Origin of the sequence: Arenibaculum pallidiluteum (genome assembly GCF_017355985.1) — a bacterium.
Taxonomy (GTDB): Bacteria; Pseudomonadota; Alphaproteobacteria; order Azospirillales; family Azospirillaceae; genus Arenibaculum; species Arenibaculum pallidiluteum.
In genome coordinates, this window is sequence record NZ_JAFIQU010000001.1 from 803,276 (window position 1) to 816,637 (window position 13,362).

Below are 13,362 nucleotides of genomic sequence, written 5' to 3' on the forward strand. Positions count from 1 at the left end.
ACGGTCCGGCCTCAGAGATAGTCGGTCAGGCGCAGGCGCGAGACGATGGACGTCGCGTTCATGGCGGCCTCGAGCTGCGCCTGGAGCTGGGCCAGCCTGGTCTGCGTCTCGATGGGGTCCGCGTCCTCCAGCGACGTGATCCGCTCGTTCAGGATCTTGAGACGCGCATTGTGGCGCAGCACGATCCCGTCGATCTCGGCATGCTGGACGCCCAGCTTCGCCTGAACGTCGGTCAGGCCCTTCAGGCCGGCGGACAGCTTCTCGACCGCCGCCGCCACGTAGGGCTTGTAGGCATCGAGCTCCATGGCGTTCACGTCGACCGAGGCCAGCATGAACATGCCCTGGAGCAGGTCACGCATCGCGGGATCGTTGGCTTGGATGCCATAGGGCACCTCGCGTCCATCCTCCGGTCGTGCCGAGACGCGCGGATTGGCCGCGCCACCCGGCTGCATGGCCGTGGCGCCGCGATAGATCCCGCCCTCGAAGGTGTCGGTCAGGGGCGCCGGCGCGGGCAGCGCCGGGTCCCGGACGTCGAACAGCGCGTCGAGCGTCGCGACCACCGCCACCGAATCCGCCGCCGTCACCGGCAGCGGGCCGCCGGCCGCGGCAGCGATCGCATCCTGCACGATCTGCAGCGGCGAGCGTGGCAGGATACCGTCGGATCCGTCGATCTGGCGGACCGGCGTCGTCCCGACCTCGACCCCCGAGAACAGGAATCCGCTGCCTGAACTGGCGTTCAGCAGGCCGACCATCAGCTCGAGCGCGCCGCGGGCCTGCGTGCGGATCTGCTGCATGGTCTGCGAGGGCTGGCTCAGCCCGGTGGACGCGACCGCGAGCAGGTCGCTCGCCGCCTTGTTCATCCCGGTCATCGCCTCGTTCATCAGGCCCATCTGCCCGTCGAGATACGAGGCCCCGGTCAGCAGCTCGGTCGTCTGGTCGTGGAGGTGGCGCAGGCTGATGGCTTGGTTCGTGCGCGCCCCGAGCCGGCCTGCCACGTCGAAATGCTTGCCCGAACCCAGCTCCTCGGAGGTGCGGGTCACGTCGATCTGCAGCTGCGTGAGGGCGGACTGGGTGCGCTTGGAAAGCCCCAGCGTCGAAATGGTGTTGAACAGCATGCCTACCTCCCGAGCTGCAGCAGCGTGTCGATCATACGCCCCGCGGTCTGGATCACCTGGGCGCTGGCGCCGTAGCTCTGTTCGATCAGCAGCAGCTTCTGCATCTCGGTATCCACGTTCACGCCGTCGCGGTTCACCCGCGCGGTCTGCAGCGTGTCGGCCGAGACCTTGCGCATCTTCATCTCGTTCTCGGCCGCGGCCCTTTCGGTGTGCTGGTTCGAGACGAAGGCAGTCGCGAAGGTCTCCAGTGTCGCGCTGGTGGGCAGCGGCGGTGTCGCGAAGGTCCCGACATCGGTGAAGACCTTGAGGAATTTCGCGATCTGCGTCTGGTCGCCGGGCGCCAGAGGCGCCGTCGCCTGAACGCCGCTCTGCACACGCCAGGCGTTGCCGGACAGGGCGGCGTTCACGACGATCCTGGCGGCAAGGCCCGGAACCGCGCCGATCGGACCGCCGGCATCCGTGAAGAGACCCGGCTGGGTCGGGTCCGTCTCGGCCGACGAGAAGCCGCGGATCAGCCCCTCTGCGAGCGCGTCGAGCTGCGCCAGGGCGGCGGGCACGTCCCTGTCGGCGACGTCGATCAGCCCCTTGATGCGACCGCTCTGGATCTCGCGGTCGGGATCCGCCGACAGCGAATGGGTACCCGCCATCAGCGCGCCGCCAGTGATTCGCAGCGGCGTCTCGCCAGGGGCCAGCTCACGCTCGAGCAGCATCTGTCCGTTGCGGGTCATCACCACCACCTCGCCGCCCTCGGCGGTGTAGGTGCGGATGCCGATCTCCTCCGCGATGCGGTCGAGCTGGATATCGCGCTGGTCCTGCAGGTCGGAGACGTCCCAGCCGCTGGCGAGCCCCGTCGCGATGGAGCGGTTCAGCCGGCTGACCTCGTGCAGGCTCTGGTTCACGTTGGCGACGGCCTCGGCAAGGCGCTCCTGCGCGTCGCTGCCGACCTCCGTTACCGCGGCGGCGGTCTCGCGCAGGCGGGAGGCCAGGGTCCCTGCGTCCTCGACGACGCCCGCCTGCGCGCCGGCGTTGTCGGGCATGCCGTAGAGGCTCTGGAACGAGACGCGCAGGGCCGCCACCGCCGATGCGATGGAGCGCTCCTCCTGGGGCTGGCCCAGCACGTCGGTCAGCTCCGAAAGCGCAGAGGCGCGAGCCCCGTTGCCGGAGTAGAGGCCCTGCTGGAAGCGCGTATCGCGCACCAGCAGCTCGTCGACGCCGCGCGAGACGCCGCCGATCTTCACGCCCTGGGCAATGCCGCCGATCGAGGACGAGCTGACCAGCAGCGTCTTGCGGACGAAGCCCTCGGTCGTGGCGTTCGCGATGTTGTGGGAGGTCAGGCCCGCCAGCTGCTGGGTGCTCTTCAGCCCCGACAGCGCAGCGTTGAGGGCCATCTGGATGCTCATTGCGGGAACTCCATGGACTGGCCCGGGATCAGCGCTTCAGGCGCGTGACCTCTTCCATCATCTCGTCCGCGGTCTGGACGATCTTGGCGTTGGACGAATAGGCGCGCTGCGTCTCGATCAGGGAGACCAGCTCCTCGGCAATGTCCACGTTGGCCTGCTCGACGGCGCCGCCCTGGATCTCGCCCGCCTTGCCGGATCCTGCGTCGGCCAGGAACAGCGACCCGCTGTCGTTGCTCAGCGCATAGGTGTTCCCGTCCATGGGCGTCAGCCCGTTCGGGTTCGTGACCGTGGCGACCGGCACCTGGAACAGCGCCTGGCTGGCCCCGTTGTCGAAGGTGACCCAGACCTTGCCACCCTCGTCGACCTTGACGCCGCTGACCTGTCCGGCCTTGGCACCGTCCTTGTTCACCACGGGGACGTAGTCACCATTGAACTGGGTCACGGTATCCATGCCGAGCGTGACGGTATCCGCGCCCCTGGTCAGGGTGATCGGCGGGATCGCGGCCGTCGGCAGTCCAGCGGAAGGGCCGGTCGCGTTGAAGGTGATGCCGGCGACGGTAGGCGTCGAGACGGTGTAGCCCGGCGCCGCGATGCCGACGCTCCAGGTATTCGGCCCCGTGTTGGTCCAGGTCAGCGTCAGCTCCTGGGCGTTGCCGAGGCCGTCGTAGAAGGACGAGGTGGTCGAGAAGGTGTCGCCTACCGCCGCCTGGGCGGGAAGGTTGGCGCTATAGTCGACGGTCTTGCTGGCCGAGCCCTGATAGGTCAGCCCCGCCACGTTGATGGAGACGAGGCTGCCGGTGTCGTCTCGACGAACACCCGCGGGCAGCGCCCCGGATGTCAGCGGCCAGCCCTGCAGGTACTGCCCCGCCGTGTTGCGGAGATAGCCGGCGTCGTCGGGCTCGAACCGTCCGGCGCGGGTCAGGGCGAAGCTCTGAAGGCCGCCGGCGGCATCGGCCTGCGAGGCGACCATGAAGAAGCCGTTGCCGGAGATCGCCATGTCGGTGCTGACGCCGGTGCCGACGATCGCGCCGCCGGTGCCGATGTCGTACTTTACCTTGGAGGCGACGCCGCCGGCTGCGTAGGTCGTGTCCGAGGCCTGCGCGGTCATCAAGGTCGAAAAATCGACATCGGCGCGCTTGTAGCCGACCGTGGCGGAATTGCTGATGTTGTCGGAGATCGCAGCCAGGCGCGATCCCTGCGCGGCCATACCGGAAACACCGGACCTCATGGCGGTGAACAAGCTCATCTCGTTACCCTTCCAAACTTATTCGCGACCGTCATTGTCGCAGGTCCGGGTTTCTCCGCGGCGGCACTTGGGACGAGGCAACCTTATTGCCCCCCGCTTAAAGCGACTTAAAAGATCGATTTGCGCCTATTTCACTGGGCGCGATGCGGGCTCTCGGCAGGAACCTGGCGCAGCAGGGTCAGTCCGATCCGGCGGTTTCGGGGATCGAGCGGGTTCCCTGACTCGAGATGATCGAGGTCCGCACGCCCTTCGACGCGCTTGATCCGCGACGGCGGCAAGCCCGCCGCCAGGAGTTCGCGGCGCGCCGCATTGGCCCGGTCACTCGATAGCTCCCAGTTGCCGTACTTCGCTGCGCCGCCATAGGCGAGCCCGTCGGTGTGCCCGGAGATCGCGATGCCGTTGGGCACGCTGGCCAGGATCGTCGAGAGCGCCTGCATCAGGCGCCGCCCCTTCTCGTTCATCTGCGCCGAACCGACCGCGAACATCGAGAACTGCGGCCGGTCGGTGATCTGGATGCGCATCCCTTCCGGGACCTGCTGGACCACGAGGCTATCGGCGACGCCGCGCAGGTCCGGGGCGGAAAGGGCGCGCGCGATCTCGCGCTCGAGCCGCTCGAAGCTGCGCTGCTCCTGCGCCGCGGCCTCGCGCTCGTTCATGTAGGCCTGGATGTCGTCCACACCGGCTGTTACGACCGCACCGCCGTTCAGAAGGTCGCGGAGCTCGGCCTTGCGTCCCGGGCTCGGGGGAGGCGCCGCCATGGGATCCTTCACGCCGGCGGGGTTGCGGTCGTCCTTGCCGACGGATGCCACCACTGGTGGCGCGGCGACGGGAATGGAACGCGTGCCCTCGGCATGGGGCGAGGTCAGAGAGCCGCTGTCGTCGACCGAGCGCCCGGCCAGGATGCCGTCGGCGCCCGAATGCTCCTGCGAGACGGCCACAGGATTGAAGTACTCAGCGAGCCCGTTCCGCTGCTCCGGCGTCGTCACGCTGAGAAGCCACATCAGCAGGAAGAAGGTCATCATCGCCGTGACGAAGTCGGCGTAGGCGATCTTCCAGGTGCCGCCGTGCTCCTCGTGCTCCTCGTGCTCGCCCCCCCTGCGTCGCAGGATGATCGGCGTGTCCTTGTTCGGCGCAGCCATGGCCGGTGCCTCAGGCGGCCTGACGGTCGGCGCGGCTCTTGCCCAGCGACGCCATGGAGGTGGCGCCCTCGACCTCGTCGAAGCTGGGCTGGACGTCCGCAAACAGGACCTTGCGCGCGTGCTCGGCGCAGATCTGCGGGGCGCAGCCGTTCAGATAGGCGATCAGGCCGACCTTGACGCAGATGTAGCGGTTCAGCTCGGCCTCGCGGCGCTGGCGCGCGGCCCCAGCGATCGGCCCCACGAAGCCATAGGACATCAGCACGCCCAGGAAGGTGCCGATCAGGGCGCCGCCGATCATCTGCCCCAGCACCTCGGGCGGCTGGCTGATGGCGCCCATGGCCTTGATCACGCCCAGAACGGCCGCAACGATCCCCAGCGCGGGCAACCCGTCGGCCATGCCGGCAAGCGCCTTGGGGACCTGGTTCAGCTCGCGGCTCAGCGTGACGATCTCCTCGTCCATCAGGGATTCGACCTCGTGCGGCCGCTCCAGGCCGAGCGACATTAGGCGCAGGTAGTCGCAGAGGAAGCGCAGGCTCCGCTCATGGCGCAGCACGCTCGGGAATTGCGAGAAGATCTGGCTCTCGCGCGGGTTGTCGATCTCCTTCTCAAGGCTGTTCATGCCCTTGGACTTCGCCGCCCTCAGGATGAGGTAGATCAGCGAGATCAGCTCCAGATACTCGGTGCGCCCGGCGCGGCGTCCCTTGAGGAGGCTGCCGATGGTCACCGTCGTGTCGCGGAGCACCGACATGGGGTTCGCGACGACGTAGGAGCCGATCGCCGCCCCCAGGATGATCAGGATTTCGAAGGGCTGCCAGAGCACCCAGAGATGCCCGCCCATGCCGGTGAACCCACCGAGGACGCTGCCCCCCACGATGATGAATCCCACGATGAATCGCATCGCCAAGCCTCCAGGGCCGCACCGGGCGGCGTCCGGACGACCCTAGGCGGTCGCGTTTAAAGCGGCTTTTAAGCTGCGGTCGGCGGCGCCCGTCCCAAGGCCCGGGTACCGTTCTGCGATCGCGGCGATTCACCGGGGCTTCCGGCCCGGTCCGCCCCGCTGGGGCACCTTCGTAATCAGAGGTCCCGGCACGGTTCGCGCAATATATTTCTTCAGGAAAAATCTCCCTCACCCAAAATAGTCAATCCTGATATACAAGATCATGCACATATTTGGGCCCCCGGGTTCCGGAAAATAATCCTGCCCTGGGCCGAGGGTTCGGAGATGCAAGATCCCACAATTACTTATTTCGTCACGAGCGCCCACCGAAAGTGGCTGGTACACTCTGAAAATCATTGCTACGGTCCTTTCGGCAGCTACTCCGAGGCTCTCTCGCACGCCATCGAGGAGGCCGAGGCCGCGGAAACCTTCGGGTTCGCAAGCGCGGTGCTCGCATGTCGGGCGTCCGGCGGCGCGTACGAGGTGCGGTGGCGATCCGGCTTTGGACAGTATGGAATTCCGCTGCGGCTGGTTTGAGCAGCACCCGGCACTGCGGATGCCGATGCCCACCGGAGGCTCGGCAATGACCGCGCCTGAACAGATACCGGGCTGAAACAGATATCGGCCTGAGAAAACAAGATCGGAGACTCTATGCCCGAAGGCGGAAACACGATCCCGATGGATCTTTACGAGCGCCTGGAGAGCCACCGGCTCTGGCTGGCCACGGACGGCGCCATGGGCATGCGGCTGGACCTGAGCGGTCGAGATCTGGTTGGGCGGTCCTTCTGGAGGATCGATCTCCGGAGCGCGCTCCTCGACCTCAGCGACCTCGCAGGCGCGAATCTCGACCACGCGGACCTTCGCGGGGCGTCGCTCCGAGGCACCAAGCTCGTCGGTGCGTCACTGTGGGAGGCCAGGATCGCGAATGCGGACCTCAGCGGCGCAGACCTGCAGGACGCGAAGCTGGACCACGCCGATCTCCGGGGAGCAGGGCTGGAGGGGGCGAACATGGAAGGCGTCTCGCTCCGGAATGCGTTGCTCGGAACCGTGGACTGCACAAGCGATGAGCCGTGTCGACTGACGTCCAGGCGGGCACCCCATGAGGGGTAATGCGCCCCGCCGAGGCCCCACAGCCTCCAGCCGCTTCGCCGTCGTCACCCATCGCACGAAATGGACTTCGTTCCTTCGAGGAGTCATCCCATGCGTTCAGCATCGAGCAAGCGCCCGGACTGGCCGGCCGAGATCTGGCCAGCCGTGCACGGCGACGGCTTCGCGATAGGACAGCCGATTCCGCTCCTGTCACGCGTGGGCGCCGAGGCCGGTGCCCTGGTCCCCTCGCGATCCGAAAAACGGGGTTCATGATGCAAACCACATCCGATTTCTCAGAGAAGGTCCGCAGGCGTTTCCTGGGCTTTCTTGATACGGCTCGAACGAAAATCGGCGCCGAGGCGGACGCGCGCGAGGAAGCGATCCGCCAGACCGCCAAGACCCTGCGCGCCGATGGCTTCTTCGGACTGACCGACGCCGACGTGCGGCGGAACGTCCGCGATCACGGCTGATGGTCCGTCATGCCGCTGGCCGCCGCATGGTGCCGTCGTGGCGCCACGGACCGGGCCACCGGTCCCCCGGCGACCAGCAAGGGATCAGCCTGGGGTGGGAGAGTGGGACGGGGAGAGTGATGATGCGAAGATCCAACCAGTCGGCGGTCACCCTCACGAAGCCTTTTCGGCTTAGGGCGCTGGACGAGATGGTGCCGGCCGGCACCTACACGGTCGAGACCGAGGAGGAGCAGGTCGACGGCCTGTCGGTCGTTGCCTACCGTCGGGTATCCAGCGTCGTCCTGGTACCGGGATCCCATCCGGGAGAGGTCCAGGTGGTGCCAGTCGAGCCCTCGGAACTCGAAGCAATCCTGCTTGAGGATGGAGCGGCGGGGTAGCCTGTGGTCCTACCGCGATCCTCGCCCGGCGAATGAAGGGCTGAGACGACCTCGACGCCCGACACGTCCCCTTTGAACCAAGCGATCGACGAACTTGGCCGAGGAGTATCCCGTGGGACCACGCTAGCAATTTCAGCTGACAAAATCGAAATAGTTTCCAAATGGTTAATTTCGCTATAGCTATTCCGGGGCGAATAGTGCATTATTTGACCCCGCCAAATCACCGAGAGTACTTTTGCAATGGAAACGACGTCGATCGCGCTGGTCGATCAGAACCGCTTGGCTCGCGAAGGGCTCAAAGCACTGTTTGCGGCCGAGGAATTCTCGGTGGTGAGCGAAGCCTCCTCCCTGGAGGAGGCGCTGCGGGAGATTCCGGCCGGCGCGGAGCCTCGGCTGGTGCTCGTCGATCCTGCCCCGATGGGCGACACGGCGCAGGTCGTCAGGTCCCTCAAGGACAGCTGTCGGCATGCGCATGTCGTCGTCCTTACGGGCCACCTGGAAGCTCATGACATGGCGGAAGCCATCCAGGCAGGGGCCGACGGCTTTCTGATGAAGGACATTTCCGTCGCTGGCCTGGTGCAATCGCTGCGTCTCGTGCTGATGGGCGAGAAGGTATTCCCATCTCATCTGGCAGCGATGCTGATCAGCGGCAGGACGGCCGGGCACGAGATCCTCTCCGCGGCCCCGTCACCGAGGGGGCTGTCCCGGCGCGAGACGCAGATCCTTCAGCGCCTGCTCGGCGGCGACAGCAACAAGATGATCGCGAACGCACTCGGCATCAGCGAGGCGACCATCAAGGTCCACCTCAAAGGGCTGCTGCGCAAGATCGACGCCACCAATCGCACCCAGGCCGCCATCTGGGCACTCAACAACGGCTTCGGCGCGGCTCCCGCCGCGCCGTGAGCCCCGCGCGCCAGCAGTTTCAGCCGGCGCACCCGCCATCAGGCTTTGCCGTGGGTTGACAGCGATGTGTGCGACGCTCCGCCCATCGCACGGCCCCTTGATCGGAGATCGACGAGATGAAGGCTCCCGCCGAGGCAAGCGAGGGTCCAGCCCGCCTGCGCAGATACCTGGTGGCCATTCGCACCGATACGGCCATGGCGACATGGCAGACCGTTGCAGGCCAGGAGATCGGCGATACGCGCAGGATGTATGATGCCGGCCTGATCGAGATCTGCCAGGGCCGGCATGGGGGACACTACCAGCTCTATGCGATTCCCCGCCGCACGCGATCCGCTGAGCGGAGCTACTTCTCTCCCGATGGCCGGGACATCGACTTCGGCGGATCGTGGCTTCGCGACGGCCGCAGGAAATCTTGATCCCTGCGGGGAATCGCCGGTCCGCCATCTCGGCGTGACGACGCGCCGGGCCTTTGATGGCCGGTGCGGATCGGCCCGAATGCTTTCCCGAATGAAGGAAGCGGAGTGCAGAGAATTGATTGACCGACAAGACGTTGAGACCCTGGCGCAGTTGACCTACGAGCTCGCCCATCCGATGGGCGTGCTCTGGTCCCAGCGCCGACCCGTCATCCGCGACGGCTGGCTGGACGCGGCGCGACGGCGTCTCTCCGAAATGGACGAGACCGACATGCGCCAGCGGAGCGGCTACGGCGAAGCGCCAGCCGGTGGACACGACGGCGCAGCCGCATCCGCCGCCCGCGGAGCGGCGGTGCTGGATGCGTTCGGAAGGCACAGCCGTGGCCTTCGTCCTTTGAGCCTCCATACCCTGATGCGGGAAACCGAGATGGACCCGGCGGTACTCGTCCGCACCGTGCGCCGGATGATGGGTCAGGGCGTCCTTGCCGAGATGGCGGCGACTACCGATCCATCAGGCCAGACGGCATTCCGCCTGCTCGATTCCGGCCATGCGCTTCTTGCAGGACGACGACCGCAGCCCGAGCCCAGAGTCTGAGCGCGCACTTCCCGGCCGGTTCATGGATGTGCTGGACGATGGGCAGCGAAATGCCTCCTTGGCAACGACCGGCCATCTGCCCGGTTTCCGCAAATACCGGCAGTCAGGGAAGAGTCCGCAATGACCGTCATCGTCTCCGTGAAGATCAATGACGGCATCGTCATGGCGGCAGATAGCGCCGGAACCATGGTCAGCGGGCAGGTCTATGCCCATGCGAATAAAATTGCCAACCTGTGCAGCGGACTTCCGATCGGCGCGATGTCCACGGGCTCCGGCGGCATCGGCAACGAATCCGTCGAGACGCTGATGAAGGATCTGCGGCAGCGCTTCGAAGGGCGCAGCCCAGCCCATGCTGATTGGCGCCTCGACCCCGGCGCCTACACCATGGCGGAGGTTTCCGGGAAGCTGCGGCGGTTCCTCTTCGAAGAGAAGGTGGCGGCCTGCCGGGACGAGACGAGCATCCAGCTGCGGATTTGCGGTTATTCGTCGGGCCGTCCGTTGGCCGAGGTCTGGGAGGTCAACATGACCCAGCTTGGCTGCCCGCCACCGCGGCTCATCATGGACGAGGCAAGCTTCGGCGTCCTGTGGGACGGGCAATACGAGGCCTTGAACCGGCTGATCCTGGGGCTCGGCTTCGATATCGGCAACGCCCTGGTGAAGCACGGGATCCCGCCGCATGACGCCGGCAGGCTTCAGGAGAACTTGGTCAAGGATCTATACGCGACGCTCGCCGTCCCAGCCATGCCGATCCAGGACGCGATCGATCTGGCGCGCTTCCTGGTCGAGACGACGATTGGCTTCGTGCGCTTCGCGGTTTTCATGCCGAAGTCCGTCGGTGGCGCCGTCGAGATCGCCGCGATCACCAAGCACGAAGGCTTCCGCTGGATCCAGAGCAAGGCCAGCGCCACGGCGGTCCCGAACCGTACAGCGTGAAGCCGAAATCGCCGTCTCCGGAGCCCGGCGCCCGCGCTCTACCCGGGCGCGGTCACCGCGGCGCAGCCGGCGCGGACCAGCGTGCAGCCACGCCGATCAGGTTGGCCGCTGCCTCCAACTCGCGCGTGACCTCGTCCCGCGATACCGGAGCCTGCTGCGTTGGGGCGGGCGCCCCCGCCAGCACCTCGAGCAGCCCCTCCCACCGGGTGTTCCGGAGTTCAGCGCGATAGCGCGCATTGGCCTCCCTCAGCGCGACCTCGTCGCCGGACCGGAAGGCAGCGATGCCGTAGCGTGCCACGTCGTCGGGGTTGCGGGGCGTGGCCGGCGCGGCCTCCAGGATTCCGGCATAGGCCGTCTTCGCCGCACGCCATTCGCCGGCCTCCGAGAAGACGGCGGCGCGCAGGCGGGCGGCCTCGGCTCCCTCGAGGGTCCGGACCGCCTCCAGCGCCTCCAACGGGCGCTGGCCCCGTAGCAGGGCCTCGGCGCGCAGCAGCCGAAGCCGGTCCGCCGTGGCGGTGGGCAGCGCCCGCTCGCTGACGTGCCGGAGGGTGTCGAGGGCTTCCACCGGGCGGTCGTCCGCGATCAGCAGCGCCGCAAGATCGAGCGCCGCGCCGGCAGCCGGCTCTCCTTCGAGGGATTCAGCCGCCCGGGAGAGCAGCCGCTCGGCCTCGACGCCGAAGCCGGAGCCGGCCAGCTTCGCGGCAAGGCGGCGGCGCAGCGCCCCATCAGGATCGACGGCCGCGATCAGGTCGACATAGCGAAGGTGCAGCGCCAGGGGGTCGAGCCCCTGCCCTCGATCCATCAGCGCGTCGACCAGGCCGCGGGCCGCACGGGCGCTGTCCCCGCCCTGAGGGGCACCGGTGAAGCGCCGCACCAGCAGGTCCAGGGCATCAAGCGCGCCGCCGATCCGGCCGGCGCGCATCTGCGCCTCGCCAAGCGCGCGCAGCGCCTCCGGCTCAACGTCATCGCCGCGCCAGTCCCGGCGCAGGCTCTCCAGCGCGTCGATCAGCGTCGCATCGTCGATCCGTCCGGCCGTGCGACGCAGCTCCAGAGCGGCGAGCCGCGCGCGACTGGCGGCCCGGCCGGCGCCGGCGCCGGCGCGCTCGTACTGCGCGAGGGCGGTATCGAGCTGCCCGCGCAGCTCCGAGGCTCGCCCCCTGTAGAGCTCCGTCGGCGGTGCGAGCGCCGCCAAATCGGGCGCGCCAAGCTGCGCAACGACCCGGTCGAGAGCGTCCGCGTCGCCTGCGGCCGAGGCGCCGTCGGCAAGGAAGCCCAACAGACGCAGGCGCAGCATCGGCGGATAGACCGCCAGGCGCCGCAGCGCTGCCGGAAGGTCCCGCCTGGCCTCGCGCCAGGCATCCGGCCCGGCGATGGGATGCGCCTGCGCGACGGCGCGCCAGGCCACGTGATCGTCGGTCGTCACCGGGCGGGTCGTCACGAGGAGGCCCTTCTCCGGGCCCGGCAGCCCGGACGTCACGCGGAACGCCTCCTCCAGGACCTTGGCCGTGTTGCGCTGCGGCTGCGTCGCCTGCGGCCCGAGCTCCTGAAGGGCGGCGCGCCCCTCCTCGGGCATCGCCCAGCCGAGATAGAAGCGTGCGAGCGCGAGCGCCGCCTCGGCACGCTGGGCCGGCGCGGCGGCGTCGAGCGCCCCGCGCAACTCGGCGTTCCGCCGGGAATGATCGGGGCCGGCCCAGCCGGCGGGATCAAAGGGACCTATGGCAAGGCTGGGCGCGGCCTCCCCCTCGCGCTGGCCGGGTCGAGCGGTTCGCGGAGCCGGTGCGTCCGCCGTGCCGAGCTGATCGACAGCACGCCGCACGGCATCCGCCAGGCCGGGATCGACGGACGGCCGCACACCGGGCGCCGACGCGTCGCGCGCCTGCCGCGAGCCCCTCGGCGCCGGCGGCGCGGAGGCCGGCCCCGCAGGCGCCGCGACGGGTATGGCCGCCGGCAACGGGGCATCGGCATTCGCGACGGCGTGCTCGGGCGTCGGCGACGCCGTGCGCCGGCTGGGCATGCGTCCCTCCGGCGGTATCAGCGGCTGGGGCGCCCCCGACGCGGCCACGGAAGCCGGCCCGGCCGCGCCTGCGGGAGACGCCGGCTGGGACGGCCCCGGCGGGGGAACGGGATCGGATGCCGCAGCGACCGGCACGGGGGGCGGCTCGGCCGCTGCGGGACTGCGCGCGGGTGCCGCGGCCTCGGCGAGCGGCTCGGACCGTTCGGCCGTCGAAGCTTGGGACGGCTTGTCCTGGACGGGATCAGCCACATCGACGATGAACGCGTTCCGCTCGCGCCAGGCCCTGGCCTCCGCCCCACAGGGCCAGGCGAATTCGAGCGCGCGTCCCTTGTCGGCAGTCTGGAAGTCGGACAGGCGCTTCACCCATGTCCTGTTCAGTTCGACCAGCGGCCAGCGCGACGCCCTGCCTAGAACCACGCGCCCGCCGCAACTCTGAGGCTCCAGGACCGCACGCCCCCCCTTGGGCAGCACGACCACGAGCCGGCTGTGGGCGCCGTGCTCGCCCAGCAGGACCCGCAGCGGCCCGTCGTCGGCCCGCGCCGGAGACGCAACGGACAAGGCCAAGAGCAGGCCGGCCGGGATCAGCCGGGTCGAGAAGAGGCGGTTCATGCGCACCCCAGGCAATTACATAAAATCCAATACGCGCCGTTCTGGCCGGACGACAAGTCACCACCGGGCCCGGCAAAAACGAAACGTGGCTTTAAACTCGACCACCTAGGTTAAACCCGCGT

Annotated in this window: 13 protein-coding genes; 6 read left to right on the forward strand and 7 right to left on the reverse strand. The window is 68.3% G+C overall.

Annotated features, from left to right (window positions below; all coding sequences use genetic code 11):
* Positions 1 to 11: 11 nt before the first annotated feature.
* The 5 genes from JUB13_RS03890 to motA all read right to left on the reverse strand — a co-directional run bounded on the left by JUB13_RS03890 (position 12) and on the right by motA (position 5,798).
* A complete protein-coding gene (locus tag JUB13_RS03890) occupies positions 12 to 1,115 on the reverse strand; it encodes a flagellin (RefSeq protein ID WP_207477340.1) in 1,104 nt (367 codons plus the stop codon).
* A gap of 2 nt (positions 1,116 to 1,117) precedes the next feature.
* A complete protein-coding gene (gene flgK / locus JUB13_RS03895) occupies positions 1,118 to 2,515 on the reverse strand; it encodes a flagellar hook-associated protein FlgK (RefSeq protein ID WP_207477341.1) in 1,398 nt (465 codons plus the stop codon).
* Positions 2,516 to 2,543: 28 nt separating this feature from the next.
* On the reverse strand, positions 2,544 to 3,761 hold the full coding sequence (locus JUB13_RS03900) for a flagellar hook protein FlgE (protein WP_207477342.1): 1,218 nt from the start codon (positions 3,759 to 3,761) through the stop codon (positions 2,544 to 2,546).
* A gap of 131 nt (positions 3,762 to 3,892) precedes the next feature.
* Positions 3,893 to 4,900 (reverse strand): flagellar motor protein MotB, encoded by a 1,008-nt coding sequence (locus tag JUB13_RS03905; protein WP_207477343.1) that lies wholly within the window; start codon positions 4,898 to 4,900, stop codon positions 3,893 to 3,895.
* 10 nt (positions 4,901 to 4,910) lie between these two features.
* Positions 4,911 to 5,798 (reverse strand): flagellar motor stator protein MotA, encoded by an 888-nt coding sequence (gene motA, locus JUB13_RS03910; RefSeq protein WP_207477344.1) that lies wholly within the window; start codon positions 5,796 to 5,798, stop codon positions 4,911 to 4,913.
* A 690-nt stretch (positions 5,799 to 6,488) separates the two neighbouring features.
* Here motA and JUB13_RS03915 point away from each other — a divergent pair.
* Positions 6,489 to 6,947, forward strand: a complete 459-nt coding sequence (locus JUB13_RS03915) for a pentapeptide repeat-containing protein (protein ID WP_207477345.1) — start codon at positions 6,489 to 6,491, stop codon at positions 6,945 to 6,947.
* A gap of 272 nt (positions 6,948 to 7,219) precedes the next feature.
* Here JUB13_RS03915 and JUB13_RS03920 read toward each other — a convergent pair whose 3' ends face one another.
* Entirely contained in the window at positions 7,220 to 7,390 is a 171-nt protein-coding gene (locus JUB13_RS03920) for a hypothetical protein (protein ID WP_207477346.1), read from the reverse strand.
* A 125-nt stretch (positions 7,391 to 7,515) separates the two neighbouring features.
* Here JUB13_RS03920 and JUB13_RS03925 point away from each other — a divergent pair, with 125 nt between their 5' ends.
* From JUB13_RS03925 to JUB13_RS03945, 5 genes are all read left to right on the forward strand, one after another.
* Positions 7,516 to 7,773: a hypothetical protein gene (locus JUB13_RS03925; protein ID WP_207477347.1), complete on the forward strand. Its 258-nt coding sequence runs from the start codon at positions 7,516 to 7,518 to the stop codon at positions 7,771 to 7,773.
* A 240-nt stretch (positions 7,774 to 8,013) separates the two neighbouring features.
* On the forward strand, positions 8,014 to 8,676 hold the full coding sequence (locus JUB13_RS03930; RefSeq protein WP_207477348.1) for a LuxR C-terminal-related transcriptional regulator: 663 nt from the start codon (positions 8,014 to 8,016) through the stop codon (positions 8,674 to 8,676).
* Positions 8,677 to 8,792: 116 nt separating this feature from the next.
* Complete coding sequence (locus tag JUB13_RS03935) at positions 8,793 to 9,092, forward strand: hypothetical protein (RefSeq protein WP_207477349.1); 300 nt, start codon at positions 8,793 to 8,795, stop codon at positions 9,090 to 9,092.
* Between the two features lie 91 nt (positions 9,093 to 9,183).
* Entirely contained in the window at positions 9,184 to 9,684 is a 501-nt protein-coding gene (locus tag JUB13_RS03940) for a hypothetical protein (RefSeq protein ID WP_207477350.1), read from the forward strand.
* Positions 9,685 to 9,804: 120 nt separating this feature from the next.
* Positions 9,805 to 10,617, forward strand: a complete 813-nt coding sequence (locus JUB13_RS03945) for a hypothetical protein (RefSeq protein ID WP_207477351.1) — start codon at positions 9,805 to 9,807, stop codon at positions 10,615 to 10,617.
* A 52-nt stretch (positions 10,618 to 10,669) separates the two neighbouring features.
* On the opposite strand, the gene JUB13_RS03950 is transcribed toward JUB13_RS03945, so the two are convergent.
* Positions 10,670 to 13,240: a hypothetical protein gene (locus JUB13_RS03950; RefSeq protein WP_207477352.1), complete on the reverse strand. Its 2,571-nt coding sequence runs from the start codon at positions 13,238 to 13,240 to the stop codon at positions 10,670 to 10,672.
* Positions 13,241 to 13,362: the final 122 nt, after the last annotated feature.

Bases quoted from the DNA above. Each gene is read 5' to 3' on its own strand.
- motA (WP_207477344.1), bottom strand. From the start codon at position 5,798: ATGCGATTCATCGTGGGATTCATCATCGTGGGGGGCAGCGTCCTCGGT.
- JUB13_RS03950 (WP_207477352.1), bottom strand. From the start codon at position 13,240: ATGAACCGCCTCTTCTCGACCCGGCTGATCCCGGCCGGCCTGCTCTTG.
- JUB13_RS03930 (WP_207477348.1), top strand. From the start codon at position 8,014: ATGGAAACGACGTCGATCGCGCTGGTCGATCAGAACCGCTTGGCTCGC.
- JUB13_RS03925 (WP_207477347.1), top strand. From the start codon at position 7,516: ATGATGCGAAGATCCAACCAGTCGGCGGTCACCCTCACGAAGCCTTTT.
- JUB13_RS03915 (WP_207477345.1), top strand. From the start codon at position 6,489: ATGCCCGAAGGCGGAAACACGATCCCGATGGATCTTTACGAGCGCCTG.
- JUB13_RS03940 (WP_207477350.1), top strand. From the start codon at position 9,184: ATGAAGGAAGCGGAGTGCAGAGAATTGATTGACCGACAAGACGTTGAG.
- JUB13_RS03945 (WP_207477351.1), top strand. From the start codon at position 9,805: ATGACCGTCATCGTCTCCGTGAAGATCAATGACGGCATCGTCATGGCG.
- flgK (WP_207477341.1), bottom strand. From the start codon at position 2,515: ATGAGCATCCAGATGGCCCTCAACGCTGCGCTGTCGGGGCTGAAGAGC.
- JUB13_RS03905 (WP_207477343.1), bottom strand. From the start codon at position 4,900: ATGGCTGCGCCGAACAAGGACACGCCGATCATCCTGCGACGCAGGGGG.
- JUB13_RS03890 (WP_207477340.1), bottom strand. From the start codon at position 1,115: ATGCTGTTCAACACCATTTCGACGCTGGGGCTTTCCAAGCGCACCCAG.
- JUB13_RS03935 (WP_207477349.1), top strand. From the start codon at position 8,793: ATGAAGGCTCCCGCCGAGGCAAGCGAGGGTCCAGCCCGCCTGCGCAGA.
- JUB13_RS03900 (WP_207477342.1), bottom strand. From the start codon at position 3,761: ATGAGCTTGTTCACCGCCATGAGGTCCGGTGTTTCCGGTATGGCCGCG.